This window comes from Acinetobacter sp. Ac_3412, assembly GCF_013072675.1.
In the GTDB taxonomy this organism is placed as follows: Bacteria; Pseudomonadota; Gammaproteobacteria; order Pseudomonadales; family Moraxellaceae; genus Acinetobacter; species Acinetobacter higginsii.
This window is the reverse complement of record NZ_LXUJ01000007.1, coordinates 415,598-440,273: the sequence shown is the minus strand read 5'-3', so window position 1 is coordinate 440,273 and position 24,676 is coordinate 415,598. Positions and strand designations below refer to the sequence as shown.

Below are 24,676 nucleotides of genomic sequence, written 5' to 3'. Positions count from 1 at the left end.
AATATTATGTTTGCAAAACGTCCTAATCATATGGAATTAAAAATGAAAAAACTACTTCTAATCGTTTTTTGTTTAATTGGGGCTAACGCTTGGGCTGGGAATTGTAGCAAGACAAGTAATTCATTTGAAATAGAACAATGTATGGCTGAAAGTGTTAAATCACTAAAAGCAAAGTTAAATAAAACTTACAACAAGGTTTACACTCAAACTGAAGCAAAACCTCAACTCGATGCCGCTCAAAAAGCATGGATAACTTATCGTGATTTACAATGTGCGGATTTTGTTGACGCTGACTCCAATCATAGTCCAGCATCGAATTCTATTTCATTATCCTGCCAAACAGACTTAATTAGCCAAAGAATTGACTATTTAAAATCTCTACAAGAATAAACAGCACGAACTATAGCTATTATCAAAGGTGTAGGCCATTGAAATTCCCTTAGGGATTGTTTTTCAATGGTTACGCCTTACTGTTTATTATTCGAGATAGACCGATCAATCTATAGGCCAGAATAATCATTTCTATTTAAGCTATTAATCAGATTCCAGCGTTCTAATCGTAACACTGGTGAATACATACTTATCTGGTCGATCGATCTCAGACACATCAGTAAAATTCAGGTAAATATCACGAATATTTACCCCTGTTTCAATCTCAAACTTATTGACTAACTCTGCAATCTGATTGGTTAAAGCCTTTTCTAATTCTTCCTTGCGCGTCCTACATTCGCAAATTGATACCTTTAACATAGTAAGTACCTCTACATTTGTTAAATTCCAAGCTCCTTAAATTTTAGCTCATCTAGCTTTCTAAGATGTTCTAGTGTGTAAAGCTGCCCATCGGGATCAAAGAACTTGTCAAAATCAAACTTCCCATCTTTATAAAGCTTGTACCGTTTAGGCCCTAGCCATTCCTTTTGAAAGAAATCATCTGTTTTCTTAAAGAACGCTTTGAAAGTGGTATTTGCATCAATCTGACCAATCAGCTGTTCACGTTCATCCTTTGGAATGTCTTTAACTTTACGTTCATCCATCACGAATGGACGTTGGCCAACCAACAGACCATCTTTATCAACGGGTACTAAAATACTCCGGCAATTAGGATGCAACGGCGGTACGCGCTTTGCAGGATCATGGAACTCCCAAACAGTACCATCTAGAGACGCACAAAGTTTTGATGTTCTCCCATCTAACGTAGCAACTAGCTTTAAGTATTCAAAACCTAGCTGATTAAAGCTATCTTGGTAAGCTTGATTCGCTACATGGCTACGTATGGTTCTCACCGTGCGATCGATATCAGATTTACTGGTATTTAGAATGCCATCCTCATAATTCTGGCGTTTGGTACCACGGATGCGCTTGATGATTTCCTGATTTGTCTTACCGCTGCTAATGCCATCCCGAATTGCATACTCCACCTTTTGACGAGCACTTTCAGCAATTTTAGACAGCAGATCATCAACCAGAGCACCGCCTACCAGTGGCGTTTTCTTGGCTGAAAAATAAAGCTTATTGCCGTTCTGCTTTTTGATCTTGCCGCCGTATAGTCTGGCAGTGTAATTCACCTCATATACCGCCAAAGCTACTGCTGAAACGGCAAATACTTCAGGAATGGAAGCACTTAAGCTGGCGAACCATTGAGAAATAAGATCTCGAATCTCTTTAAGATTGTTTGTGGTGTATTGGCCACCCGCTAAAGCCACCTTCTCTGCATCATTCAACTCATCCAGTAGATCCCGAAGCTTTGACAGCATTTGGTCTGATTCTGAATTAAATAATCTGGTTAATTCATTCACCGATTGAGATGATGCTCGATACAAATAAGCCTGGTGCTGAGTGAGTATCTCAATCAGATTTTTATGGTCATTTGAAGCCATTTAGCCCTCTTATAACGGCAGACTGTTTCGCTCATCCTGAACCCGGTCAAGTTCCTCTTCATATTCATGCATTGGAAGCTTACCTGTCGCGATATATTCCCAATAGGTCTTGAATGAGTTTTTGCCTGCAAGTGCACCTTCATAAAGTTGCTTGGCCAAGTTGATATCGTATTGTTGAACAATAAATTCTGGCTCAACCGTAAAAGCATATTTAGATGGATCTAGCTTGAGCCACTGTGCCGCATATTTAATGGCTTGCTCAATGGCTTCGGCAGCACACATCACGATGCTGTGTAAGCTTGCATGTTGATCATCCTGACGTGCACGGCGGGCTTCCCCTGATTCCTGATTATTGGTATCAATGACCTTAGCCCCTGCTTCCAATGCTGAGTTTTTCTGGGCATCCATTTCCTTTTTGGTCATATCTATCCCATCACCTGAGATTTCCAAGTAACCGCATGTTGAATCCTTAGGTAAATCCCAAACGGCCATTACGCCAGTCACACTGATATCTGAATCATCATCCAAACCACTGATCCATGGCTGTGGATGCGCCGTGTGGTGCAGAGACTGGAAATAATCAGCGCTTAACTGGTAATACTTCAGTGCAGCTTTGGCCATCGTCAGCAATGGTACCGAACCCACATCAGGCGAATTGTCCGTGGTACCGCAAAATACAAACGGCGTAAAAGAAAGTTGGTTACCACCTAGATCAGGGGTCTTATCTTCTGGTATTGCTCCATCAAATAAACGTACTGTTAAAGCGCCGTCTTGCATGGATAAAACTCGGTGCACAGTTTTAGTCTCATGGCCAAACTCATCATTACTGTTATCAAACTGCTCCTCGAGCACCAGAAGCTTTAGATCTTTACGGCCGCCAATGCTGTTTTCTTTCCAGTTGATAATTGACAGCGCATCGTACATCGCAAAATATGGAACACCATTCGCATCTACATCTACCAATAAGCCACAGCGCCCGTATTCAAGCAGTTCTAGGGAAATCCGAATAAAAAGTTGTTTAAGCCCAAATCCATCATTGGTGGCGTTATTAATCAAACCAGTGAGAAGATTACTTTCTATCACAATGTCCGGCTCAAGCTTTGATACCAAGCCAATCATGGTACGTAATGAATCCTGAATCCATAACGGATATTGAGCACGATTCACATAAGCTTTATAGATCTCACCTGCAGTATCGCCCTGCTTCTCGGCTTCGATCATGCCTGCGGACTTAGAAAGGTATTTTGTCGTGGCTTGCTTAATCTCTTCCTCACCAGCAACAGCATCACGCATCAACTGCCAGCTTTTTTGTGCAGCAATATACTGCGGATGTTTATCAGTCACTGCCATAAAAACACCATAAAAAAAGCACCTGTAAAGGTGCGTTGGTTAAGCCATTCCTCGGATCCTGCGCATTCCTGCTGACTTTTTGTCGATCGGGAATAAATATGCGATTGGATAAGTACCTGCATCATTCATATGGTCAAAGCCTGACTTCTTATCAGGCTGGCCATAATCATCATAGATCTGACGTTCCAGACATTTTGCAAAGTGTGGGCACTTGGTTACGTTTACGAATAAACGACGCTCAGACAAAGTATTGCAGAGCATGCCATTCATTGAATTGATTCGATCCTTCACAGCAGGGTTTCTGCTGTTGACGTGGACCTTAAAGCCAGCCTTTCTGAGTAACACCAGATCGGTTTCACTGGCATTGCTCGACTTGCGGTTTTCACCTGAAGCATCGGGATAGATAGCAATCTCATCATCTGGATAGCGTTCCTGTATTGCCTCAATCATTGCAGGGGTATCAAACAGATTTACAAACTCATCAACCGCATGCATCTGCTCACCACGGCGCACATAGACCACAGCTGCCATCTTGGTGACGTTAAAGTCCATCCCGATGTGCAGTACTTCATTCGGCTTAACCGTCTCACTCGATGCGCTTAGCATTCGATTAAAGCAATAGAAGATAACGCCCTGATAACTTTCAAAGCTTGCCTCGTATTCCTGACTGAATGTCTTAGGATCCATTTTGCGTTTAGCAACAATGATCTGGGATTCAGGGATATTCCCACCTTGAAGTGAGGTATATGAAAAGCTTCTACAATCAGGCTCATGTCCGGGTTGACCATCCATGAATGTGTCATAGCAATGATTAAAGCCTTTCGGCGTCCCGATCCTTAGTACATGTCCTCCGACACGTTGTTCGCCGTTGATCATATATTTACAGGTTGAGAGCATTGGTCGAAGTACTTCTTCCCATGCTGCCCACTTACAGTCCGCCCATTCATCAATAATTAAGAAGAATAAGCCAGATCCACGAAGGTCATCATAGTTGTCCAGACCAACCACACGGATAACGTGGCCACTTCTTAAAGTAATTGAACATTCGGTTTCATTTGGCTTGCCTGCTCGCCATGATGCAGGAATTGCCTGTTTTAATCGTTTCCAGAAAACCCGCTTGGCTTGCTTGAATGTAGGTGCTGCATACCAGATCTCATCTTCAACGGATACTTTCCATTGTGCTGCCAGTCTGGCTGCCCTACGCATTTCAGCTTTGGCCAAGAATGTTTTACCAAAACGGCGGCCACAAACCGCATCACGAAATCGAGCTTCTTTCTGCCAGCCCCATAAATAGATATTAGCTTGCTTAGGCGTTAATTGAACTGAACCTTCAGGAGGATTAAAGAATTGGCTCATCTGGTATCTCCTCATCAGGATTCAGAGCAATTTTGTAATCCTCATCAGGAGGTCGATGTTCTGGAGGATTCACTTCACGCTGCAGCTTTTGCAGTTCTAACTTTTTAATCTCAAGTTCTACATCAGCTTTGGTTTGAGCTTTTTCAACACCGTTGGCTGTTGCAACTTCCTGACGATTGGTAAACAACCCACCCATTTCTTTTGCTGCTTGTTCCGCCCATTTAGGAGTTAATACAGGGTTATCGGGGAATTTCTCTACGAGCTGTTGTAATAGCTGTAGACGGTAACGTTTATTGGCTATCGGGATTGCTTCAAGTTCATCATTGGCCAAACGGCGATATTCAAAAAACTTATCTCGTAATTCCTGGCTTAGGTCTTGCCCTGTTCTTTTGGTGGGATCATATGCTTCACACTGTTGAGGGCTAACCTCAATATTGAAAATATCTTTAACTGATTTGGATGTTTGGGTAGGAGTTTCAAACTCGGCAAGCATCCTCACGATGAACAGTTTCACCTTTTTGGTAATACGTGCCATTTCAACCATTCCATCCAAGTACATCCAAGAAGAATGGCAAAAAAATTTAAACCACTCTTAGAAAGCAAGTCCCACAGGCATGATAGATATCAGCCTTCGCCACAGTTGGCCGTTGATTTGCAGCATTCACCATTTCTTGTATTTCCTTATTAGCGCCATAACGGCGAACTACACCAGTAAACTCTTCTACGTCATGCCCTTGTATCGTTAACTTAGGCTTACCCGTTTCGCGGTTATAGGATGGAATTCCCCATTCATCTTTTTTATGGGCGATATGATAAAGCTCGTGTTCGATCAAGGCACAGAAATCAACATCATTTGCATGCTGGGCATAGGTCGCATCAATCGTGATTAAGTAATCAGGTAAATCATTGAACCATTGATAAAACTGTTCTTCCTGCCGTTCTTTCTTCCATCCACCCGCATTAATCATGATTTTTTCAGCTTGGCCAACCACAAATCGACCTTGTTTCTGGAATCCACCTTTAGCCCACATCACGCCGATCTGTGGATAGTGGAACGCTCCTAGATGAGCATGATCAGGGTTAAAAAGCTTATGTTCAGGATTGAGAAATATTGATTTTATCCATCGCCATAATTCAGGTGCCGGTGCAAAGTTTGGTGTGTCTTGGGCAAAGATCCAGTCTGGTGGATATGGGCGTTGCTGAACTACAAATTCAACTTCTTTCATAAGCTTCACCCATAAAAAAACCACCGAAGTGGTTTTTATTGAATAAATCATCTATTGACTAAAAGAGCATGCATTCTTTTTAAAATCATTAATATATTCAGTAAAATATTAATAAGCATAAATGCAATTAGAGGTTTTAATATAAATGAATGTAAAATATCAACATGTTTAACTGTTGAATAAACCAAGCACAATGTTACAAGAACAATTGAACAGAAAACAGAATAGCTAATATTGTAATATAACTCTTCTAGTAATATTTTTTTAGTAGTAAACAAAGGATCAATTGCTCTACCTTTTTCCTCTGCTATCTCTTTTCTATCCTCTAACTTTTGTTCTTGATCAAAAACTAAAACTAAAACAGATAAAAGCAAGGCTGAAAAAATTGATCCCAAATTAACTAATAATGAAATTATATCTTTGCTATTAAGTGGTATAAATATGATCGAAATTGAAAGAACTATTGGTATTACAATAAATACCAAAAGCTCAGCAGTCCCAAACTTATTGTTGGTTTGTTTAAGAGTCCTAAAATGACCAAGCACTATGTCACATAAGTTAATTCTACTGCTCATTACTTAAATCCTTATGGCTTATATAACTCTTTGGATAAGTCTTTATCAGTTTGATCAAACCACAATTCCAAAGCACTATTTGTAGGAAGCCCACCATCAATCTCTAAATTATCAGGTGCCTCAATTTCACACAAACCTAAAGTTTTGCTTTTACCAACTGTAAAAGTTCTATTTTTACCATTAAGGTTTACAACTGTTTTTACCTGAGCACATTGCTCTTCCCATACCTCAACAGCTTTAAATTGGTCAGAATCAGTTTTATAAAAACTCCTCAAAGGACCAAAATTACCAGTTTTAGGTCTAATTGATAAATTAGAATCAATTTCTTTATGACCTAAATTCATAAGTTTTTGTGCCCTATCTTGGATGGGATTAAACTTCGTTAGTTTGATTTCTTTGACTTGAGCATCTTTCCATTTTTCTAAAGATTTTAGATCACTTAAAGAGTTAAATTGTAAGTTTAAGTCAGTCTTTAATTTGTATTTATCCAGTAATATATTAAAAATCAAAGTCTTGGCACTTACATTTTTATAAACCTGAAATAAAGCCAAACCTTCGTTATAGGTAACAGGAATTTTCAAATAAAAATAATATTTTATTAATTCAGCATTTTTTTCTGTTTTTTCATAGTCTACAGTCCCAAGTTCAATATTAATAATGTCTGCCTTTAAGCCGTAATGGCCTTGCTCTAAGTAACCTTGGATAATTCTAGTTTCATCGTTAAACTTCAAATCTAAAAATCTAAAAATTTTTTTTTCTGGTTCATTTAAATGAAAATCAGTACCCTGTTCATTAAGAAAATCTTTAAATAAAATGTATAAGTCAAATCTTCCTAAAATTTTATCTAAAGGTGGATACTGTTTCTTTAATTTGAAATAATTTGGTTCATAAGATCTTATTGTATATGGGGCTAAAGAATGCATAGTGATTGGAATTTAGAATACGTTATCATGTATTTTTTCATATTTTTTATGAATTTAAAAGCTGTTTAAATAACAAAATGACCAAATACACAGTAGGTATAACTTAAAAAGCCCACCTTTCGATGAGCCCAATCTATGAAGTTTTGAACTAAGCGAGAAATGCGTATTTTTTCGCTAAATGTTGATTAGCAATCTTTGTAGTATTCGCATACGGTAACTCTGCGCAAAGCCCAAAGTGATATGTATTTTCATCCACAATGTATGTCTGACGATTATAAGTTGAAGTTTTACTTGGATCGATTTCACTTGCTCGGAAAAATGTATCTTCACGATTGGCAACCACTTCACCATCCAAATCACCACAAATACAAATAAGCATCTTAACAATCCATAAAATTATGAATCTCAGCTTAACACATAAAGCAACAAGTCCCGCTAACATACATGTTATTAGCGGGGTTTTCATGTGCTAAATACTCTTGGCTATGAAAAAATATAATTGAAGTTCTTAATTTTTCTTTTTGATCAAATTTAAGATGTGTATTCCTCTAATGTTTTTACATTAGCAAATGCATTACTTAAAACTTGGTTATGATAGCCAATGATTTGCTGAGCATTTAAAGATACTGAATCAAATGTAGTATGTGCATCTGAGATCAAAACCACTTTATATCCATACTCCGAAGCAGTCCTAACGGTTGTATCAATACAATACTCAGTTTTCATTCCAGTAATGATGACTTCATCAACATCAAGTTTTTCTAATAAATCTTTTAAAAATGTACCTTTAAAACAACTTGGATACTTTTTCTCTAAGACTAGATCTTTATGTGTATCTAATTGCAAATCTTCTATCAATTGAGTATTTACACCATCTGGATCTAATTGTGTACCGCTTTCCCCAACATGACGTACGAAAATAATTGGCATTTCATTTGAACTTTGATATTCAATAAGTTTGAGAATATTAGAAAGTACTATTTGAGCATTGTATGGAGTAGACTGTCCTTTAAATAGTCCATTTTGCATATCTATCACTAGTAATGCAGATTTTGATCTAAAACTTTGTTTTTCCATAATCTTTCTCTTAGCATGCAATAATCAGCCGAGAAAAAATAACCCAGCCTATATTGACTGGGTTTGGTTATCTTATTAAATCACATCAATAAAAAATCACACACAGCCTTCTTTTGAGGTTGTGATGGTGGTAATGCTAGTTTTACTTAGTAAACTGCTCATTATTTTTTACTTGATCATGACTTAAACAGAATTAAACCTATCATAGCTTTATTGAATAAACAAAGCTTTTTTAACATTAAAAAGCCCCACCGAAGCAGGGCATAAAAGAAAGCCTCCCGAACGAGGTCTTAAATTTAATTTGCAGACAATGCTATCTCAATAGCTCTGTCGTAAGCAGTTTCATTAAGCTTTGTAGAAACAAAGAAATATTGTTCTTCACCTGTTAAAGGGTTATTTAGCTTTTTTGGTTTATAAGAATCTGTATTGAGCTCAAATGGATCAACATCAAATGCTTCCATTTGCTGCTCTCTCCATGTGCCATCTAATACACCGCCAATACAAAGCCATTTGGTTGAGTTATTTGACATTATTACCCCCTATTGTTGTAGATAAATTTATACCACAGAATGCAAAGTTAATAGCTTAAATGTGTCACTTAAAAGGGAGGAGAGGCCGCTTATTAGGCGACCTCTGCATGCGCATTTTTATGCATATGCTAGGCATATACATCTTGTCATTGCTTATTTCTAACAAACAAAACTGCCAAGCGCAGACTTAACTTAGTTAAATCATGGAACAACTGGAGAAAGATGATGAAGCTATTAACTTTAATCACCTTCATTTTCTTAGTATTGATCTCACAATCAGTGTACTAAGGAAATAGCAGCCTCACACGAGGTTGTTTCCATTAAAGAATAGCTCTAATCACTTAAATCATCAATCGCCTAAAAACAAAAAAGCCCACAAAAAGTGAGCTTTTTTATAATTATAGGTTGACCTAAAAAGTAGGTGCACCTTTAATATATTTATCAAGTCAAGAATGGCAGTTCAAGACTTGAGACGGTAGAAATACCTAACGCAAACAACAGGAGACAAGATGATGAAACTACTAATCTTAATCATCTTAGTACCGATCTCTCAATCAGCTTACTAAGATAACGGTAGCCCGAAAGGGCTACTCTCCTGATTATATCTCAACCTACAGTATAATCAACATGACTAACACAAGAACAAGAATTCAAGCTAAGAGCGATGAGAAACGCGGTATTGCTAATAAAGGTTACAGCCTTCCTCAAACAACCATCGACTTGATTAAGTCGCTCTCTGATCAAACTGGAGAAGCTCAAGGCACTATCATTGCCAAAGCTATTGAACTCTATGCTCAGTCTATTAAGCCCGATTAATTTCGGGCAAATAAAAAGCCCACCTTTCGATGAGCTTTAATTCCAATGATCCACATAAACTACGACCACTATAACGTAAAAATAGCATTTACCCTGCGCAGGGTCAAGTTTTTGAAAAATTTACTATAAGTTTTGTTTTGATAGTTTTGAGATGGTACCCTATCCAATAATCACAAAATCCTTACTTTATTTATTAATAATCCTACTTTATGCCTAACAATATTAATCTTCATTGTATCTATGTCGCAGATCCAAGCCTAAACAACTTCCTTACTGGCCTTAACCATGGAATTTGGGGCTTTAAAGAATTAAATAGTAATGCAAAGCTAATTAAAGCTGGTGATTACCTGATATTTGCTCATGCGCTATTAGGTCCTGTAAGAAGCCGCTTCTCAGGGCAATTAACACAATATGTTCTGGCGAAAGTAACCACTGATATGTTTGAAGTTACTGCGGAGCAAGACGCAGATAACCCTCAAATATGGGACGATGAGGTTGGCACTAACATTTACCCTCACCGCTTCTACTTTAATATTCTAGCGGCCTATCCAACTCTAAAGTCTAAAAACAACGTTTATGAATTAAAGAAAGACTATTTTAATGTTGCTGATGATCCTCAGGTTGCCAAGATTTATGAAGGCTTCCGCTACTCTTCATGTGTCCAAGGTAGAAATGGGCTAATTACAAATATTTCAGTAAAATTGCCTGATGAAGCGATTAAAGACAATACTTTAAAAAACTTAGGGACTATCTTTGATCTGAAAGATAGTGTGTTACAACGTAATAGTGAAAAGAAAGTCTTTGATAAGTTTCAATCCAGTGCGCCTTCGCATGCTGTCGATATCAATCCTGAGAAAGATATTGATGAAGAAATTTATGCAATCCAGCAAAGCTCATCTATAACAGAGACTAACAAAGAAAGGCTTATTCAGTCTCGCTTAGGTCAAGGTCGATTTAGAAGTGATCTCTTACACAACTTTAAGAACACTTGCCTTTTAACTGGTATTCGACATGAATCCTTATTACTTGCTAGTCATATCAAACCTTGGAGCGAGTGTACGAATGAGGAAAGGATTGATTCTAGAAATGGTTTATTATTGTCTGCCTTGATGGACAAACTCTTTGATCGTTACTTCATCACATTTGATCCTGAGTCACTGCGGCTCATCATGTGTGAAGATCCTTTAATTCTTGAAATTATTAACAATCATCAGTTAATAGATTTCGTTATAAAGATCCCTTTCCGAGGTAAAGATCTAGCTGTTTTCAAAAAGTATATGACTAGACATTTCGAAAAGTTTAATGAAGTTAATGAGAAAAGATATGGGACAAAGTAATCTTAAACGCGCTGAAGAGATCCAGAACTTATTAATTTCAAAAGGCTTCACTTGGAAGAACCATGAGCAGGCCAAAGAAAAAGTTCTTGAAGAAATCGATGAACTCTTTGTTGAGATCAATGCTCCAGAAATCAATCAGGATCGTTTAGAGGATGAGTTTGGAGATTGTTTATTCTCTTTACTTAATTTGGCATGCCGTCTAAATCTGGACTCTGAAAAGTGTTTAGGTTTAGCTATTTCAAAGTTTGAGCAACGTATTGCTTATGTTGAAGAACAGGCTCAACAGGAAGGTCTTACCATGCAGGATGTAGATTTACAGCAGATGTTGCATTGGTGGAAGTTGGCGAAGTAGTTTTGTTCACGAACTTCCATAAGAGAGTGCATATTGAGAATGATGAGACGGAACAATAGACTATTAACTATTAGTTTATAATGAGAATAAAATCATGAAATTCAAAGAGGTTTTCTTAGCTTTTGGCATTTCCTTCTTTTTGGGTTATTTGTACATTGCAGGTAGATTAGTAGTAGAAGGTTATACTTATGAAACAGGGTATGATTATTTAGATCTAAATTTTGATTTCGGCGATTATAGTCATATTGGCTTTTTTTCAAATCTATATATATTTCTATCTAACTTCCCACAAATTATCTTATTAATATTTACTATTTTTATAGTCTACTTACTAATTTTTAAGTATAAATCTGGAAAATTAGAGATAAAAATATCATATTTTTTAAGTTATGCATGGAAGAGGATTATAAAGAAAGAAAAAAACATTAAACCTATAGTTTTATATTTCAATTCAGCTAGAAATATTTTACAGAAAAATTTACGGGTTAAAGAAAATATAATTTCGAGCTACCTTCTCAACTCATATTTTGTTTTTATTTTCTCCACTCTAATTTTTTACACTGCCTTACTATTTATTTTAAAATTTTATGATCATGGCAAACAGTACTCCAAGGCTGAAGTTTTGAAACAATCCCACTACATCAATTACGATAATCGAAGAATTTTTAAAGTTATATGTGGTAAATATCAATGCATATATGCAACTAAAAGCTTTGATTTTTTTAAAAAAATTAAAGAAGAAAACTTTGATATAGAGACATTAAAAAAGATAAATAATTACAAAACAGACGAAAGTGATTTTTCGTTTTATCATTTATCAACTGAATCAATCAACCATCACGAAAATATCATATATGTTCAAGTCTACTTAGATGAAAAATATAAAGATATTATGAAAAAACACCCATTTGAATTTAGATTATATACCACACAATCTTTACCCTACAAAAAAAACTTAGCAATTGAAAAAACATGCTATAAAAACATTAAAAATGAATTCACTAGAAAAATTAACAACATAGAGATAAATATCGACGAGAACTTACCTTACTTTTTGGCATTTAAAGTTCCCAAAAATAAAAGCATCCAGTTTATAGAAAAGTTTGATCCCGCAAAAAATATTTTAAGATTTAATCAGTGTGTGTAAATATTAAACAATTACAGCCCATTTTATGGGCTTTTTTCATTTAAAATAACCTTCCACCCTTCTTTTTAAACTCTCATCTACATCCTCATCTAGATAAAAGCATTCTCGGTATTTCTCAATCAGATGATGTATGAACTTCTGTTTATCAGGAACCGTATGTTTAAGCATTAGTTGTGCAGCTGCTGTGATCAAGTTATTTGACTGTTTCATCATGATAAGCAGCATATCTTCCGCATACCCCATTACATCTCTAGTGAATGACTGCTTACCTGTATGTACAAAAGAATGTAGCTGTTTAAGATGATATTTTTTGAAATCAGATAGGTGATCAATTATTGGCTTAGCGGGTAAATTCGCACTTTCTAAAGCATTTAGCATCTTGGTCACACCTATAAATTCATCTTTTTTAAATTGCTCTTCAAATGTATAGCTGAAAGTTAGTTGGGCAACTTGCTCATTTGATGCGATAAATAATATCCAATAAGCCCTTACGACTGCTTCAAATTGTGCACGAAGTAATATCATTGCCTGAGTAGCTAGCTCAGTGGTAAGCAATGTATTTACGGCGATCCCATGCTCAAATGAGATATAAATACATTGCTCTGCCAAATCTAATCTTGGACCACAATCCATAACATCACTTTCAATGATTTCTTGTTTTAGTTCCAGAACCATCCTTAAAGATAATTCAAATAAATCTGCTCTAATCAAAAGTTATCTCTCTGTTTATTTTTATAATTGATTATAGAAGATAACCAACTATTTTTAATATATTTTTATCTTTTACACCTTCAAACCATCTTGTCAAAATATTCCCTTGCACTGGAATACTTTAGTGATAATATTCTTTCATCTTGAACTCTAAAATATAAAAACATCATGGACTTAAGCTTCACTATTGGCTTACCTGCTACCAATTTTAAAGGTTTGCATAACAATCAAATCATAGAAGGTAGTTTTGAAAGTGGGAAATTTGAAGGTCATCGCTTTTTTAATGGGAATTGGGTGCAAGCAAAACTCTTAAATCATTTCCAAGAATATGAACGTAATTTAAAGAACGGAATGAGGAAGAATCAGCGGGTAAAGATTCTTTTAGAATTTTACGAATGGATTCCTGCTTATGGCTCAGAAGCAACAAAAGAGCACTATGGCGTAAATTCATTTAACAACAAGGTTCAGCTATTCCGTGAAGCAGATTTTGATGAGGAATTTATCAAAATCTTAAATGATTATTCACCTATCGAATTCCCCTTTCTTCGACAATGGAAGTTTTTGGTTAATTTTGATAGAAGACCATTGGTAGTGCTAGAATAGAATACTTACAATTCTATTTTTTAAAATATTTTTCCAAAATATTAATATATATCTAAAACTGATAATGAATTGGTCTTTTCTTCAGCTTTGACATTACTACTGCATTTAATTCTTTATTATTAAGCACATCTTTAAAAAATTTAAATAAAGCTTTTTGGAAATTTATAATGAGACTATTGGTGTTTACAAGTTTTGTCGGTTTTGCATACTTGGATTCTTCTAGCTTCCTTTGATCTTCTGTAAAAAATAGATCTGAATACCAGGCAATCTGATAATTTTTATTATCATTAAATTGTTTATTGTAAGGTAAGCCCATATGCAAAAGCCCACATCTTGCAACCCATAAGTCTTCTGCGGAGCAATTTAAGCCACTAAATTCCATGTAAGTATTTAACCATTTTTTAAAGTCACCACCATCTGAAAAATCCTTCGGACTCGATAACCAACCTAATTGATCAAAGAAGATCAAGAGTAACATTATTGCTTGATTTGAATAGATTTTACCATCTTTCCCACCATCATTTAGCAATGAAATTGCTTCTGAAATCGGATTTGAAAAGTCTAACAATAATTTTATTTGCTCATCTTCTGTCATTTATTTTCTCTTAGATTATATATTAGCTAAATATTTTCCCGAATTTTTGATAATTCTACCAACATTTCATCTAATTGCAATGTTGCTGCTGCTTGAGCTGCCTTCGATGCATTAATTACAGCTGCCACATTAGTATTATTTTTCGACAAAATACTTCTAACTCTTGAAAAATTTGCTTGCATCTTATTCTTTGAAATAATTTTCCCCTTATTATAATTTACATTAATAATATCTAAAGCTTCTTTAGCTGTTGAGTATTCATTAATAGCTAACAATAAGTCATTACTCAAAATTGTAAGTTGGTGAGGTAAACTACTAGGATTTTGCTGTTTAGCTAAAGTCAGCAAATGACTTGTATATAAATCTAGATAAGCAATCTCAATACCTTTAATTTTATTAATAATCAGCTCAAGATCAAAAACTTTATCTCTTTTAAAACTATAGTTTTGTTGTTTTTTCCAAGTCAAAAAAAGATAAACTGCTATGCCAAAGCCAACTATTGTGCATAAATTAGCTGTAAATGATATTATATTAGTCCAATTATAACTTTCCAGCCACACCCAGAAATAGTTTAGAACACTTTCAATGAATGTTAAGACGATTTCAGGGAATGAGAATATTTTTGAACAAATGCACATAGAATACTAAAGAAAATAATTATTAAAATATTTTAATAGAAATTTATTTACTTTCCTAGTCAGAACAATAAATTAATTTATTACTCCTAATTATAGAATTATCAATAAAAATATTAATAGAAGAAAGCCCATCTTCCGACAGGCTTTAATTTTTTAACACTTATAAGAATCTTCCTGCGCCTTGCTAAACTCTAATGACTCTTGAATCAGTCCATCCATAATATTAAAAACACGTTTCAGTTCTTGGAATACTGAGTCAGGTACATCGTAGACCTTCCCCACATACTCAATGTTCTTGTCACATAGATGACGAACAGCGCCAATCATGGCGGCTAGATCTGCAACCTGCTCATAAGCCAACGCATAGCCATCTGCAACATCACAGGCATCATATGCTTGATTTTTGATTTCCATATAGTCCACCTCGGGTTCTGAAATGCACTGTGCACTTCTTTTTCTATCGAGATAGATTATGTGCAATTATATTTGCACAGTCAAGATCCTATAGATTCGAGTTTTGCTAATGCTAGTGACTCAACGGCTTTTATTTTTTCTAAACGTTCTTTCCCAATCTTTATTAGATCAGACCAAACACCAACTGGAACAGGTCTCGTACTTTGCATCCAGTGCGTAATACGTCTCTCATCAACAGCTAATGCAATAGCCATTGATTTTTTCCAGCTATTCCCGAAGTATGCTTTCCCGATTGATTCTAATAAATTTGGATCGTTTAAGTTGTCCATTAGCTCTGAACGAACGCTATCATTTGATTCAGACATATATACCTTTTACTTAAGTAATTAAGTAAGTAAGCGCTTACTTATTAAAACTAGGCTTATTACACCATAAAATTTAGTAAATACTAATTTTCAGGTTGTAAAAATTAGATAAAAACTAACTTTAATTTGTAGAAAAATTAGCGAAATACTAACTTTTAGTTGTAAAAATTAACTAAAAACTAACTCCTAGTTAGATTTTATCTAAAACCCTATAAACCCATACCGACAATGCAACGCAGCCAACCCACACTTAACGTCTTGTCTCGCATTATTTTGAGTACGATCTTCATTAGCCATTTCAGACCATGACTGCCCTCGAAAGTAACGATCAACCACAGCATCCAGCCATTCATCCATGATTTCGCTCTGCCCCAAAATATCCAGTATCAGACGCTGTACAGCCCGAGCTTCATTATCATTAATCACGCAAGTGACTTTGCCTCGCTTTGGTCGTGGTGGCTCGTAATCATTGGAAATATAGTCAGCAATGACTTGATTACGTTTCCTCTTCGTCAGCTTTTTGGCACGTCGGGTTTTAGCAGCGTTATCCATCGCCACAGCAATTGGGTTAATACTCTGGCCACATGGACCAGCATGACTATAGAGCCAAGCACCGAATTGGTATAACCAGTCTTCTAAATCGAATCGTGACCAATCAATTGCCTGCATGATATGCATCTTTTCAATCACCAATGTCATTTTGTACCTCTTACCAATTGCTCTATCACGATGCCTTATCCTCGTTGTATTTATTCACACCACTCACCTGTGCGAGTAAATCAGCAGGACATGGCACGCCTTTGTGATTCCGAGCCTTAGGTTCAGCAATCGTTTTCTTGGGAATCCACATCACCTGAACGCGTCCAGCTTTTTGCGCTTGCGCCAGATAGTCCTGATAAATATCGACGAATGCCTTGTGTGCCGCCCGCTGTGATTGATTGGCCAGAATGTACTGCACCTCATCCAGACATCGCTTTGCCAAGGTGGTAATTTTGAATTCAGGGTCATTGCTGAAATTCAGTGCTTTGGCCCATGCCTGTTCTGCTGTCCACCAATCACCTGCCTGTACACACCAGCTACGGAATTCAGGCAGCTTGGGACACCATTTTTCTGAATTCATCCGATTCAAGCCGCGCTGTAGTTCGATTGGCGTTAAACCATTCAGCACCGTACAGGTCAAATTACGGAGTTTCTCGTTGCTCAGATGGCCATAGGTTTTCTGAAACTCGCTTCCGTAGATATCTTCGAGTCGGGTTAGAACCATTTCCGCAATTTCAACTGGAAAATTCACGGCAAATGCACTTTGGAAAAGTTCGATGTTGCTCATGGATAATCTCCTACGTCACGGATTGGTGCAGGTTCATCCAAGCCGAATCGCTTCTGGTAGGGTTGTTGCCCGTGATGGTACGGTTGCCTGCCTGTTGGTGATTTCAGCGGGTAAATATCTTGGTAATTATTCACCGTGGACTGGTCGAGTATGACGTTGGCCTGATCTTTGAAATCATCCCGTAGTTTTTTCAGAATGATTTTTGCTGCCCGTTCCGTCAGTGGTTTTTTGATGGTCTTTCGCATTTCAACAAATCCGAGCCATGCATCCCGATTGACGTTCGGGTATTCGGATAGATCCATGCTGCTGGCATCAAATATTTTTGGTTTGGGCGAAGGTTTTTCAGGCGGAGGGTCATAAGAATTATTTGCAGTAATCTCTGTAGTATTCTCTGTAGTAATCTTTGTATAAACGGATGAAGGATTTCTATCACCGCGGATGCAGGATTTGTTCTCCCCCGAATGTAAGTTTTCTACTTCCCCGAATGTAGGATTTCGCGTTCGGGGATTTACGATCTGTTGTTCGCCATTTTCCTCGGAATGAATACAGTTTTCGAACCATTGATCGAATGCTTCCACATCAAGTTTGAAATACAGTTTATGTTCCAGACGTTTTTCTGTTTCGAACAAAATTCCAAGGTCTTTAAGTAATTTACGTGCTGTTTTTTGTTGGCTATAGGTCATGCCTGTTTCTTTAAGCCATTCTTCAGAGGTTTTATATACTCCAAGTTCATGGTCAGTTTTATCGTGCCAGTACACAAGCTGGCTTAAAAAGATGCCTGCGAGTGGGCTACCAAGGTATAGGCCGAGCTGTGGAAAGTAGGCGATTGCCCTTCCCAGTCCTTTTAAAGTTGAGTAATGGCTCATGTCATCTCCTTTTGAGCGTTTAAAGCTCTACTTAGAAATTTAGAAACGTCATTGCTAATCACACGGCAATTTTTAGAAATATGGTTTTCGATATGGCGATCTGCGCCCATGATCAAAGTGACTTGCGTCGAATCATCGGAATTGTGTTTATCTTTATCAGACTGTTTTGCTAGATTGTGTTCGTTCATATTTTTGTCTCGCTTAGCAAGTATGAATAAAAGGCCATAAAACCGCTTCCGCTGCTAATAACAGGAAGCGGTTTTTTATTGGTTCTGAATACAGGCTTTAATTTGTTGCTCAAGCGTGGCAAGTAGTACATGCATGTCGTGAATGACCTTGGCCATATCGATTGCCTCGCCTTTGGTTATTCGCCCATCCGCAAGCATTTCTCTAAATTGCTTGCTTACGTTGCCTTTCTTGATGCCGATATTTAGAAAGGTATCCATCAGGCAACTGTCTCTTTTGCTTTCAGGTATATCTGGTAAGTCGATGGCTGCTTTGCCATGTTCTGCACAGATCGCTTGGAGTATTCGAAAATCCCCTGTGATGCCCATCAGTTTTGAAGCTTCAAGCAAAGTCAGGTGATGTGTTTCCGTGTTTGGGTTGACCTTACTATTAAGTACCGCAGGGCTTTTGATACCCATGCGTGATGCAAGTGCATTTGCCCCGCCTTTAAAGTCGTGAACCGTGTGGTAAGCCGCATCTAATATGTTCATTGCGAGTCCTTTTGAACGTGTTTATTAGATGGCTACTTCATTACCATTTTGATTAGGTAATGTTTGAGCTGGATACAACCCAAAATGTTGCAAGACTTCCTGTTCCGAAACTTGTCCATTACTTGCTTGAACTAAAGCTGTACGGAGCTTTCTGCGTGGTTCTTTGTATCCATACAAAAGATGTGTTTTTAGATAACCACTTGTTGTACCAGCAGATTTTGCATATTTTTCTAATTGCTCAGGAGTCATTTTTAAAATGAAGTCTCTAAATCGCATAGATTGATCCTCTTTAATCAATCCAAATATTACCTTTTAGGTAATGCAAATACAACCTTTTTTCTTGTTTACCTTTAAGGTGATAAAAGTAGAATTATACCTACATGGTATTTTTTCTTTAAAAACTACCTGTTAGGTATTTTTCCGTAGCGAATATAGCTAAATGTTGAGTTAATTTATGGACAGCAAAACGATTAGATATAACAACACACGAATCTTGGTTGACCAAGTTGGCGGTGTTTCTAACTTTGCTAATAAGATTAATAAAGGCCAATCTCAAACTAGTCAGTTTGCAGGTACGACACCAATCAAAGGGATTGGTAATAAAGTAGCTCGTGAAATCGAAGATGCATTTGGAAAGCCACATGGATGGTTGGATGTGTTACATGTAGAAAAGGATAAGTTATTAGTTGCAAATAATTCTCTCTTAATGGAAGGCAATGGGGATTTAGAAGAGTTAATTAGATCTTTAAACTATCTAGATTCAAAAGGAAGACTTTCACCAGATTTAATCAAAGCTCTTAAAACAATTGTAAATTTAGCTTCTTAGATTTCTAGTAAAATATTATTCTTTAAATAGGTCAATTTTTTTGTTTTATAAAAAGGAATTTAAAAATTTTGTATCAAGTAAAAATCAAAACTTAAGTTGTATGTGTAGTCGTTAATTAATTAAGATCAGAATATCGTTTCTATAAGTTTTTTAAATATTTATTTCAAGTGGAAAAAGCATGAGCAAAGATTATTTAGCAGATACAAGACCAGCTAAAGATTATTTAGTTAATGGAATTACAAAAGATGTAACTATAGAAGAATGTATATTTGATTTAATTGATAACTCAATTGATGCTTATCCTTTGCATGACAAAGAACTAATTTCTGATTACCAACCTTATTTAATTGAAATCAACTTTAATAAAGAATGTTTTTCAATCGAAGACAAAGGATGTGGAATTCCACGTACTTCCTTAATCTCTGAAACACTGAGATTCGGTACAAAAACTCAGCATCATTCAACTAGTATCGGCTTCTATGGTATTGGTTTAAATAGAGCTTTATTTAAACTAGGTAGGAAGATTCATATTTGCACAGAGACTGTCAATGAACGTTCAAAAATCAATCTCGACGTCTCAGAATTTCTAAATAATAATGAGTGGACGCTTCCAATAACTGATGAGACCAGAAAAGGAACCAATGGTACTTTAATAAAAATTAATAATTTAAATAATGACGTAAGCAATAGTTTTATCAACTCAGAATGGATCAAAACTTTTACTAAAGAAATATCAATTAGATATAGTGAATTTATAAATAAGAATTTGCATATTTCAGTTAATGAAAAGTTAGTTGAAGCTTGTAATATTAAGATACGAGACACAAGTGGTTTTACAAAAAGAAAAAAAGAATTTAATCATAACGGCATTAAGGTAGTAATTGAGCTAGGTCAAAATTCTGATCATTTTTTTAATTATGAAAAGAGTTATAACAAAAAACCAAATGCTACTCCACAAGACTGTGGATGGTTTGTATTTTGTAATGATCGAGCAGTAAAATTATTTGATTGGACTGCTGATACAGGATGGCATACAAAATTTCATAGTGAACATAATGGTTTTATTGGCAAGGCGTATTTTATTGGGCAAGCTGGCTCTTTACCATGGAATACTAGTAAAACAGATATCGACTTAAATCATGTTACATATAAAAAAGCTCTACAAACAATGAAAAGCTTTTCTGAATCATGGAGAACACATGTTTCTAAAGTCTTAAAAAAAGGTTATAGACCGATAACTGAAGAAAATCCTATACAAAATGATTTGTTTGGTAATGACCAACAAGGTCAGCAAGACCAACAACAAGCTCAGCAAGACCAACAACAAGCTCAGCAAGACCAACAACAAGGTCAGCAAGATCAACAGCAAACTCAGCAAGACCAACAACAAGGTCAGCAAGATCAACAGCAAACTCAGCAGGACCAACAGCAAGGTCAGCAAGATCAACAGCAAGCTCAGCAAGACCAACAACAAGGTCAGCAAGATCAACAGCAAACTCAGCAGGACCAACAGCAAGATCAACAGCAAGCTCAGCAAGACCAACAGCTGGAAGAAGAGGATGAAGAAGAAGAGTTACCTTCTCATGAGCAATTGCTATACGATATTCCACCACACGCTTTGAGTCAAAATGTGCTTTTCCCCAAAGGAAAACACCCGTTTAATATTCCACCTGATGAAAAAAAATTATGTGCAATTATTAATGAAATGTCTAAACTAAGATTAGATCCTCAAAAAGGATCTCCTTATGCTGTTTTATTTTTATTAAGAGCATTTATTGAGCTTAGTTGTAAATATTATATTAAAACTAAAAAATCAAAAATTAATTTAAGTCAGCTCGACTCATTAGCAGAACAAGTTGAACGTTGTCTAGACCATATGGTAAGCAAAAATGCTTTTGATGATGATACTAGAGACGTCGATTCAATTAGAGCTTTATGTAATATAAATCCATCTCAAAAAACTGTTCGTAGCATACAATACTTACAAAATACTCTTCATCATCCTAAAAATATTTGGGATAAAGATAATATAAATGCTTTTTGGTATTCTATATTACCTTTTCTAATAAAGTGCTATGAGTGAGTTTAAATTAAGATTTCGAAAATTGGTTTTAAAATAGCTTCTGCAACAATTGGACTTACACTATTTCCAATTTGTCTGAAGCTATGCCATTTTGTTTCATGAAAAACGAACCAATCTGGGAAGCCCTGTAATCTTGCTGCTTCTCTAGGTGTAATTACCCTCGGCTCTAAATAATGAATTGGTCTTACAGCTTGATAACTTCCTTTATCACTTCCAGTTCCTGCTCGTAATGTTGGGCAATAACCGTTGGGTTTTAATTTAACTGATTTAGATATTTTATCCTGCTCACCAAACTCTAATTCTTTATATCGTTTTTCAACTTCAGGAGAATGTCTTGTTCCATGACATCCTGATACTAGGTTTTGTTCCAAATATCTTTCTAAACTAACTGGATCTCCGACACCCACTGGAATTTGGCCCGCAACTTTTTGAAAGAATTCATCTATACCGAATTTTTCTTTATCGATTGACTGCCAAGAATCAGCTTCTTTTAACCATGTTGGTTTAATATCTTTAGGTAAACCTTTAAGTGCTTCTTCTACAGTCACCGCTTTAACTGCTTGTTGATAAAAGTCTTGCTCTTGTAATGGGTTTTTAATTTTTTTTCGATGAAAACCAATGAAAAAAATACGCGTTCTGATTGTTGGTGTTCCATAATCAGAAGCTTTAATTTTTAAAGGTGGGAGTAAATCATATTTTTCACTAACAAGTGAAAAAGCAGATTCTCTTATTTCGGCATATTTTTCGTTTAAAATACCTGTAACATTTTCTGCAACAAAAAAATCAGGTTCTAGTTCTTTCACAATACGAAAAAAATCATTAAATAAGTTATTCCGAGGGTCTTCTAATTCACGTTTACCCATAGTACTAAAGCCCTGACAAGGAGGGCCACCAATAATACCTCTTAAATCCTTTTTTGATATTTTTAATTCTTTTAGAATTTCAACTCCGCTAAGCTCAGAAATATTTTTTTGAATGTGAGATGTCAGCGGAAAATTTTTAATATGAGTTGAAACGGCATGCTGATCCAACTCAATAGCACCAGCTATATCAAAACCTGCACGAACGGCTCCTAAGCTTAAACCACCAGCTCCAGCGAATAAGTCAATAATTTTTTTTGTCATGTTCTCCCCCTCAAACACATGCATCATACATTTTTTTTCCTTGAATTACGACCGTTCTTTATGTCAACCGTTTTTTATTTACTCAAAATAAAGATAATATTTAACTTGCAATAAATTACCTTTTTGGTAATATTTATCTCACAGACAACAAAAAACCCCGAAACTTTGGACGGCGACGGGGCTTTGCAATTAAGCGAGATAAGTATGAAACAAAAGCCTATACATAGTCAAACGTCCCAACGTTTACACCAACACCCTTCTGCTACTGATTATCAGGTCAGTACACTCGACTTCATCAAAGCCAATCTAAAGGATGCGCTTAAGCTCTTCCCTATTATTTTAGTGGTTTTCTTGCTCTGGCTCCTCCTCACCTTTGTCATTTACGGCATCTTTGGAGGATAAGCACATGGGACCATTACATACAGCTTCTAACCCAAAAACCAAGCCTTTCAACGGCTCATTATCGAACAAAATACAACCGACAAGCTATGACGCACAGCGACTTGTAAGCCCTGTAAATACTGGGTTTTCAGCATCATATACACAGGGTAAAACCAAGAATTTGGAGCCTGTCATGCAAAAGAAACGCTATACCACACCTTTCGCGCAATTCATCTGTAAAGACGTGAACGGCTACTACAACGTACGCCTTGGCCCAAAAATTTATCTGGTCAAAGTATCGTTAAATTACACCCCTGATTTTGATAGTGAATTCTTTGGTGGTGCTCAAGCTTCATGCTTTGAATGGCATTCAATTTTGGTAAAAGAATCCCTAGATAGCCAAGCACGCCCAATCACAGATGAAGAATTAGCTGTGTATTGGCTAAAAGGTAATATCAAGAAAATCGTAAATTACCAACGTGCCATAGAACGCAGAGTTAAAAGCCAAACCCCACGCTATAGCAAAGAACAACGGATTGATTACCGCAACGCCCAATATAACGGTGCCTAAGGAGATTTATGATGAATGCAGCCGTGAATCAACAAATGGCATCAACCAGTACACAAGATGCCTTACAACTTATTCAGCTTGAATTAAAAGCACCAAAGAGCAAATTCAACAGCTTTGGTAAATTCCATTACCGTAGTCTTGAAGACATTCTTGAAGGTGTTAAACCACTATTGCAAAAGTACGGTGCTACCCTTGTTGTTAGCGATGAAGTACAAGAGATTGGGCCAGTCGTGGTGATTACAGCCAAAGCGGTCTTTACCGATTCTCAAGGCAAACAAACCATGACTACCGCACATGCTGGCGTGGAGATCAATAAAAAAGGGATGGATGTTGCTCAGACTTTTGGATCATCCAGTTCCTATGCCCGTAAATATGCTTTGAATGGTCTGTTCCTGATTGATGATACTCAAGATGCCGATACTGATGCATACCATCAGCAAACCAATACGCAGACTCGCAACAATCAACAAAATGCCCCTGCTCAAAATCAGCAACGCAACCAGAACAAACAACCTGCTCAACAACAACGTCAGCAGTATAACCAGACGGCTCCAGCCAATGCTGCAATACAACTAACCAATGATTTTCAGCAAGCTTTAAACGCAATTCATCACACCGACAAAGAAGCAGATCTAGGTGCGATCTATAAACAGTTTAAAGGCACACGCTATGAAAGTCAGATTGTGCAGGCATGTAAGGCAAAAAAGGACATGGAGGGTTGGAGTGCGTAAAAACCTACATCTTTAAGTATGTGGCCAAGCTTCACGGCAAAGGCAGCTTACGAGGACGTGTAGAGGCTACGACAGCTCTCCAAGCAAAACAGCAGATATTGCAAGGCAATGAATTGATCAAGGATGTCTCGGTTTCGCTATTAACCAATCAAAAGGCTG

At 36.5% G+C, this 24,676-nt stretch carries 33 protein-coding genes; 10 read left to right on the top strand and 23 right to left on the bottom strand.

The annotated features are described in order from the left end of the window. The first annotated feature begins 42 nt into the window (after nucleotides 1-42). Nucleotides 43-390, top strand: coding sequence for a lysozyme inhibitor LprI family protein (locus A7P54_RS05605; protein WP_171548912.1), 348 nt, complete (start codon nucleotides 43-45; stop codon nucleotides 388-390). 144 nt (nucleotides 391-534) lie between these two features. Here the strand turns inward: A7P54_RS05605 and A7P54_RS05600 are convergent, their stop codons facing one another. From A7P54_RS05600 to A7P54_RS05550, 11 genes are all read right to left on the bottom strand, one after another. Next, a complete protein-coding gene (locus tag A7P54_RS05600) occupies nucleotides 535-750 on the bottom strand; it encodes a hypothetical protein (protein WP_171548911.1) in 216 nt (71 codons plus the stop codon). A 20-nt stretch (nucleotides 751-770) separates the two neighbouring features. Continuing rightward, the gene (locus A7P54_RS05595; RefSeq protein WP_171548910.1) at nucleotides 771-1,877 is read right to left on the bottom strand and encodes a minor capsid protein; all 1,107 of its coding nucleotides are present in this window, start codon (nucleotides 1,875-1,877) and stop codon (nucleotides 771-773) included. A gap of 9 nt (nucleotides 1,878-1,886) precedes the next feature. Then, the gene (locus A7P54_RS05590) at nucleotides 1,887-3,227 is read right to left on the bottom strand and encodes a DUF4055 domain-containing protein (RefSeq protein WP_171548909.1); all 1,341 of its coding nucleotides are present in this window, start codon (nucleotides 3,225-3,227) and stop codon (nucleotides 1,887-1,889) included. Nucleotides 3,228-3,266: 39 nt separating this feature from the next. Then, on the bottom strand, nucleotides 3,267-4,583 hold the full coding sequence (locus A7P54_RS05585) for a terminase (RefSeq protein WP_171548908.1): 1,317 nt from the start codon (nucleotides 4,581-4,583) through the stop codon (nucleotides 3,267-3,269). After that, nucleotides 4,567-5,118 carry a DUF2280 domain-containing protein gene (locus A7P54_RS05580; protein WP_171548907.1) on the bottom strand — a complete coding sequence of 184 codons (552 nt, stop codon included), beginning with the start codon at nucleotides 5,116-5,118 and terminating at the stop codon, nucleotides 4,567-4,569. Before A7P54_RS05580 ends, A7P54_RS05585 begins: the two co-directional genes overlap by 17 nt. Before the next feature lie 46 nt (nucleotides 5,119-5,164). Continuing rightward, nucleotides 5,165-5,809: a putative metallopeptidase gene (locus A7P54_RS05575; RefSeq protein WP_171548906.1), complete on the bottom strand. Its 645-nt coding sequence runs from the start codon at nucleotides 5,807-5,809 to the stop codon at nucleotides 5,165-5,167. Nucleotides 5,810-5,856: 47 nt separating this feature from the next. Continuing rightward, nucleotides 5,857-6,384: a hypothetical protein gene (locus A7P54_RS05570; protein WP_171548905.1), complete on the bottom strand. Its 528-nt coding sequence runs from the start codon at nucleotides 6,382-6,384 to the stop codon at nucleotides 5,857-5,859. An 11-nt stretch (nucleotides 6,385-6,395) separates the two neighbouring features. Then, the gene (locus tag A7P54_RS05565; protein ID WP_171548904.1) at nucleotides 6,396-7,307 is read right to left on the bottom strand and encodes a hypothetical protein; all 912 of its coding nucleotides are present in this window, start codon (nucleotides 7,305-7,307) and stop codon (nucleotides 6,396-6,398) included. A gap of 148 nt (nucleotides 7,308-7,455) precedes the next feature. Beyond that, complete coding sequence (locus A7P54_RS05560) at nucleotides 7,456-7,686, bottom strand: hypothetical protein (protein WP_171549204.1); 231 nt, start codon at nucleotides 7,684-7,686, stop codon at nucleotides 7,456-7,458. Nucleotides 7,687-7,838: 152 nt separating this feature from the next. Continuing rightward, nucleotides 7,839-8,384, bottom strand: coding sequence for a cysteine hydrolase family protein (locus A7P54_RS05555; RefSeq protein ID WP_171548903.1), 546 nt, complete (start codon nucleotides 8,382-8,384; stop codon nucleotides 7,839-7,841). Between the two features lie 296 nt (nucleotides 8,385-8,680). Continuing rightward, complete coding sequence (locus tag A7P54_RS05550) at nucleotides 8,681-8,914, bottom strand: hypothetical protein (RefSeq protein ID WP_171548902.1); 234 nt, start codon at nucleotides 8,912-8,914, stop codon at nucleotides 8,681-8,683. A gap of 627 nt (nucleotides 8,915-9,541) precedes the next feature. Between A7P54_RS05550 and A7P54_RS05545 the strand changes: the two genes are divergently transcribed. From A7P54_RS05545 to A7P54_RS05530, 4 genes are all read left to right on the top strand, one after another. Further along, nucleotides 9,542-9,730: a hypothetical protein gene (locus A7P54_RS05545; protein WP_171548901.1), complete on the top strand. Its 189-nt coding sequence runs from the start codon at nucleotides 9,542-9,544 to the stop codon at nucleotides 9,728-9,730. Nucleotides 9,731-9,939: 209 nt separating this feature from the next. Next, nucleotides 9,940-11,067, top strand: coding sequence for an HNH endonuclease signature motif containing protein (locus tag A7P54_RS05540; protein WP_171548900.1), 1,128 nt, complete (start codon nucleotides 9,940-9,942; stop codon nucleotides 11,065-11,067). Then, entirely contained in the window at nucleotides 11,054-11,419 is a 366-nt protein-coding gene (locus tag A7P54_RS05535) for a MazG nucleotide pyrophosphohydrolase domain-containing protein (protein WP_171548899.1), read from the top strand. The genes A7P54_RS05540 and A7P54_RS05535 overlap by 14 nt, the downstream gene beginning before the upstream one ends. A 94-nt stretch (nucleotides 11,420-11,513) precedes the next feature. Next, nucleotides 11,514-12,566 carry a hypothetical protein gene (locus tag A7P54_RS05530; protein WP_171548898.1) on the top strand — a complete coding sequence of 351 codons (1,053 nt, stop codon included), beginning with the start codon at nucleotides 11,514-11,516 and terminating at the stop codon, nucleotides 12,564-12,566. A gap of 36 nt (nucleotides 12,567-12,602) precedes the next feature. Here A7P54_RS05530 and A7P54_RS05525 read toward each other — a convergent pair whose 3' ends face one another. Beyond that, nucleotides 12,603-13,277: a hypothetical protein gene (locus A7P54_RS05525; protein WP_171548897.1), complete on the bottom strand. Its 675-nt coding sequence runs from the start codon at nucleotides 13,275-13,277 to the stop codon at nucleotides 12,603-12,605. Between the two features lie 168 nt (nucleotides 13,278-13,445). On the opposite strand from A7P54_RS05525, the gene A7P54_RS05520 reads away from it, so the two are divergent. Beyond that, on the top strand, nucleotides 13,446-13,880 hold the full coding sequence (locus tag A7P54_RS05520) for a hypothetical protein (protein ID WP_171548896.1): 435 nt from the start codon (nucleotides 13,446-13,448) through the stop codon (nucleotides 13,878-13,880). Nucleotides 13,881-13,932: 52 nt separating this feature from the next. On the opposite strand, the gene A7P54_RS05515 is transcribed toward A7P54_RS05520, so the two are convergent. The 10 genes from A7P54_RS05515 to A7P54_RS05475 all read right to left on the bottom strand — a co-directional run bounded on the left by A7P54_RS05515 (nucleotide 13,933) and on the right by A7P54_RS05475 (nucleotide 19,077). Beyond that, nucleotides 13,933-14,475 (bottom strand): hypothetical protein, encoded by a 543-nt coding sequence (locus tag A7P54_RS05515; protein WP_171548895.1) that lies wholly within the window; start codon nucleotides 14,473-14,475, stop codon nucleotides 13,933-13,935. Nucleotides 14,476-14,501: 26 nt separating this feature from the next. Next, entirely contained in the window at nucleotides 14,502-14,942 is a 441-nt protein-coding gene (locus A7P54_RS05510; RefSeq protein ID WP_171548661.1) for a hypothetical protein, read from the bottom strand. A 324-nt stretch (nucleotides 14,943-15,266) separates the two neighbouring features. Continuing rightward, nucleotides 15,267-15,527 (bottom strand): hypothetical protein, encoded by a 261-nt coding sequence (locus A7P54_RS05505; RefSeq protein WP_171548894.1) that lies wholly within the window; start codon nucleotides 15,525-15,527, stop codon nucleotides 15,267-15,269. An 80-nt stretch (nucleotides 15,528-15,607) separates the two neighbouring features. Next, nucleotides 15,608-15,892, bottom strand: coding sequence for a hypothetical protein (locus tag A7P54_RS05500; protein ID WP_004772361.1), 285 nt, complete (start codon nucleotides 15,890-15,892; stop codon nucleotides 15,608-15,610). Nucleotides 15,893-16,093: 201 nt separating this feature from the next. Continuing rightward, nucleotides 16,094-16,591: a hypothetical protein gene (locus tag A7P54_RS05495; protein WP_171548893.1), complete on the bottom strand. Its 498-nt coding sequence runs from the start codon at nucleotides 16,589-16,591 to the stop codon at nucleotides 16,094-16,096. A 25-nt stretch (nucleotides 16,592-16,616) separates the two neighbouring features. Continuing rightward, on the bottom strand, nucleotides 16,617-17,219 hold the full coding sequence (locus A7P54_RS05490; RefSeq protein WP_171548892.1) for a restriction endonuclease: 603 nt from the start codon (nucleotides 17,217-17,219) through the stop codon (nucleotides 16,617-16,619). Further along, a complete protein-coding gene (locus A7P54_RS05485; protein WP_171548891.1) occupies nucleotides 17,216-18,085 on the bottom strand; it encodes a hypothetical protein in 870 nt (289 codons plus the stop codon). Before A7P54_RS05485 ends, A7P54_RS05490 begins: the two co-directional genes overlap by 4 nt. Continuing rightward, the gene (locus A7P54_RS18820; protein WP_216077033.1) at nucleotides 18,082-18,273 is read right to left on the bottom strand and encodes a hypothetical protein; all 192 of its coding nucleotides are present in this window, start codon (nucleotides 18,271-18,273) and stop codon (nucleotides 18,082-18,084) included. The genes A7P54_RS05485 and A7P54_RS18820 overlap by 4 nt, the downstream gene beginning before the upstream one ends. 75 nt (nucleotides 18,274-18,348) lie before the next feature. Beyond that, a complete protein-coding gene (locus A7P54_RS05480; RefSeq protein ID WP_171548890.1) occupies nucleotides 18,349-18,801 on the bottom strand; it encodes a phage regulatory CII family protein in 453 nt (150 codons plus the stop codon). 24 nt (nucleotides 18,802-18,825) lie between these two features. Next, nucleotides 18,826-19,077, bottom strand: coding sequence for a hypothetical protein (locus A7P54_RS05475; protein WP_171548889.1), 252 nt, complete (start codon nucleotides 19,075-19,077; stop codon nucleotides 18,826-18,828). A gap of 178 nt (nucleotides 19,078-19,255) precedes the next feature. On the opposite strand from A7P54_RS05475, the gene A7P54_RS05470 reads away from it, so the two are divergent. Beyond that, entirely contained in the window at nucleotides 19,256-19,627 is a 372-nt protein-coding gene (locus A7P54_RS05470; RefSeq protein ID WP_171548888.1) for a hypothetical protein, read from the top strand. 178 nt (nucleotides 19,628-19,805) lie between these two features. Beyond that, complete coding sequence (locus A7P54_RS05465) at nucleotides 19,806-21,710, top strand: ATP-binding protein (RefSeq protein WP_171548887.1); 1,905 nt, start codon at nucleotides 19,806-19,808, stop codon at nucleotides 21,708-21,710. 2 nt (nucleotides 21,711-21,712) lie between these two features. Here A7P54_RS05465 and A7P54_RS05460 read toward each other — a convergent pair whose 3' ends face one another. Next, nucleotides 21,713-22,834 carry a DNA cytosine methyltransferase gene (locus tag A7P54_RS05460; protein ID WP_171548886.1) on the bottom strand — a complete coding sequence of 374 codons (1,122 nt, stop codon included), beginning with the start codon at nucleotides 22,832-22,834 and terminating at the stop codon, nucleotides 21,713-21,715. 406 nt (nucleotides 22,835-23,240) lie between these two features. On the opposite strand from A7P54_RS05460, the gene A7P54_RS05455 reads away from it, so the two are divergent. Both A7P54_RS05455 and A7P54_RS05450 read left to right on the top strand, forming a co-directional pair. Beyond that, nucleotides 23,241-23,786 (top strand): hypothetical protein, encoded by a 546-nt coding sequence (locus tag A7P54_RS05455; protein WP_171548885.1) that lies wholly within the window; start codon nucleotides 23,241-23,243, stop codon nucleotides 23,784-23,786. Nucleotides 23,787-23,797: 11 nt separating this feature from the next. Further along, nucleotides 23,798-24,517, top strand: coding sequence for an ERF family protein (locus A7P54_RS05450; protein ID WP_171548884.1), 720 nt, complete (start codon nucleotides 23,798-23,800; stop codon nucleotides 24,515-24,517). Nucleotides 24,518-24,676: the final 159 nt, after the last annotated feature.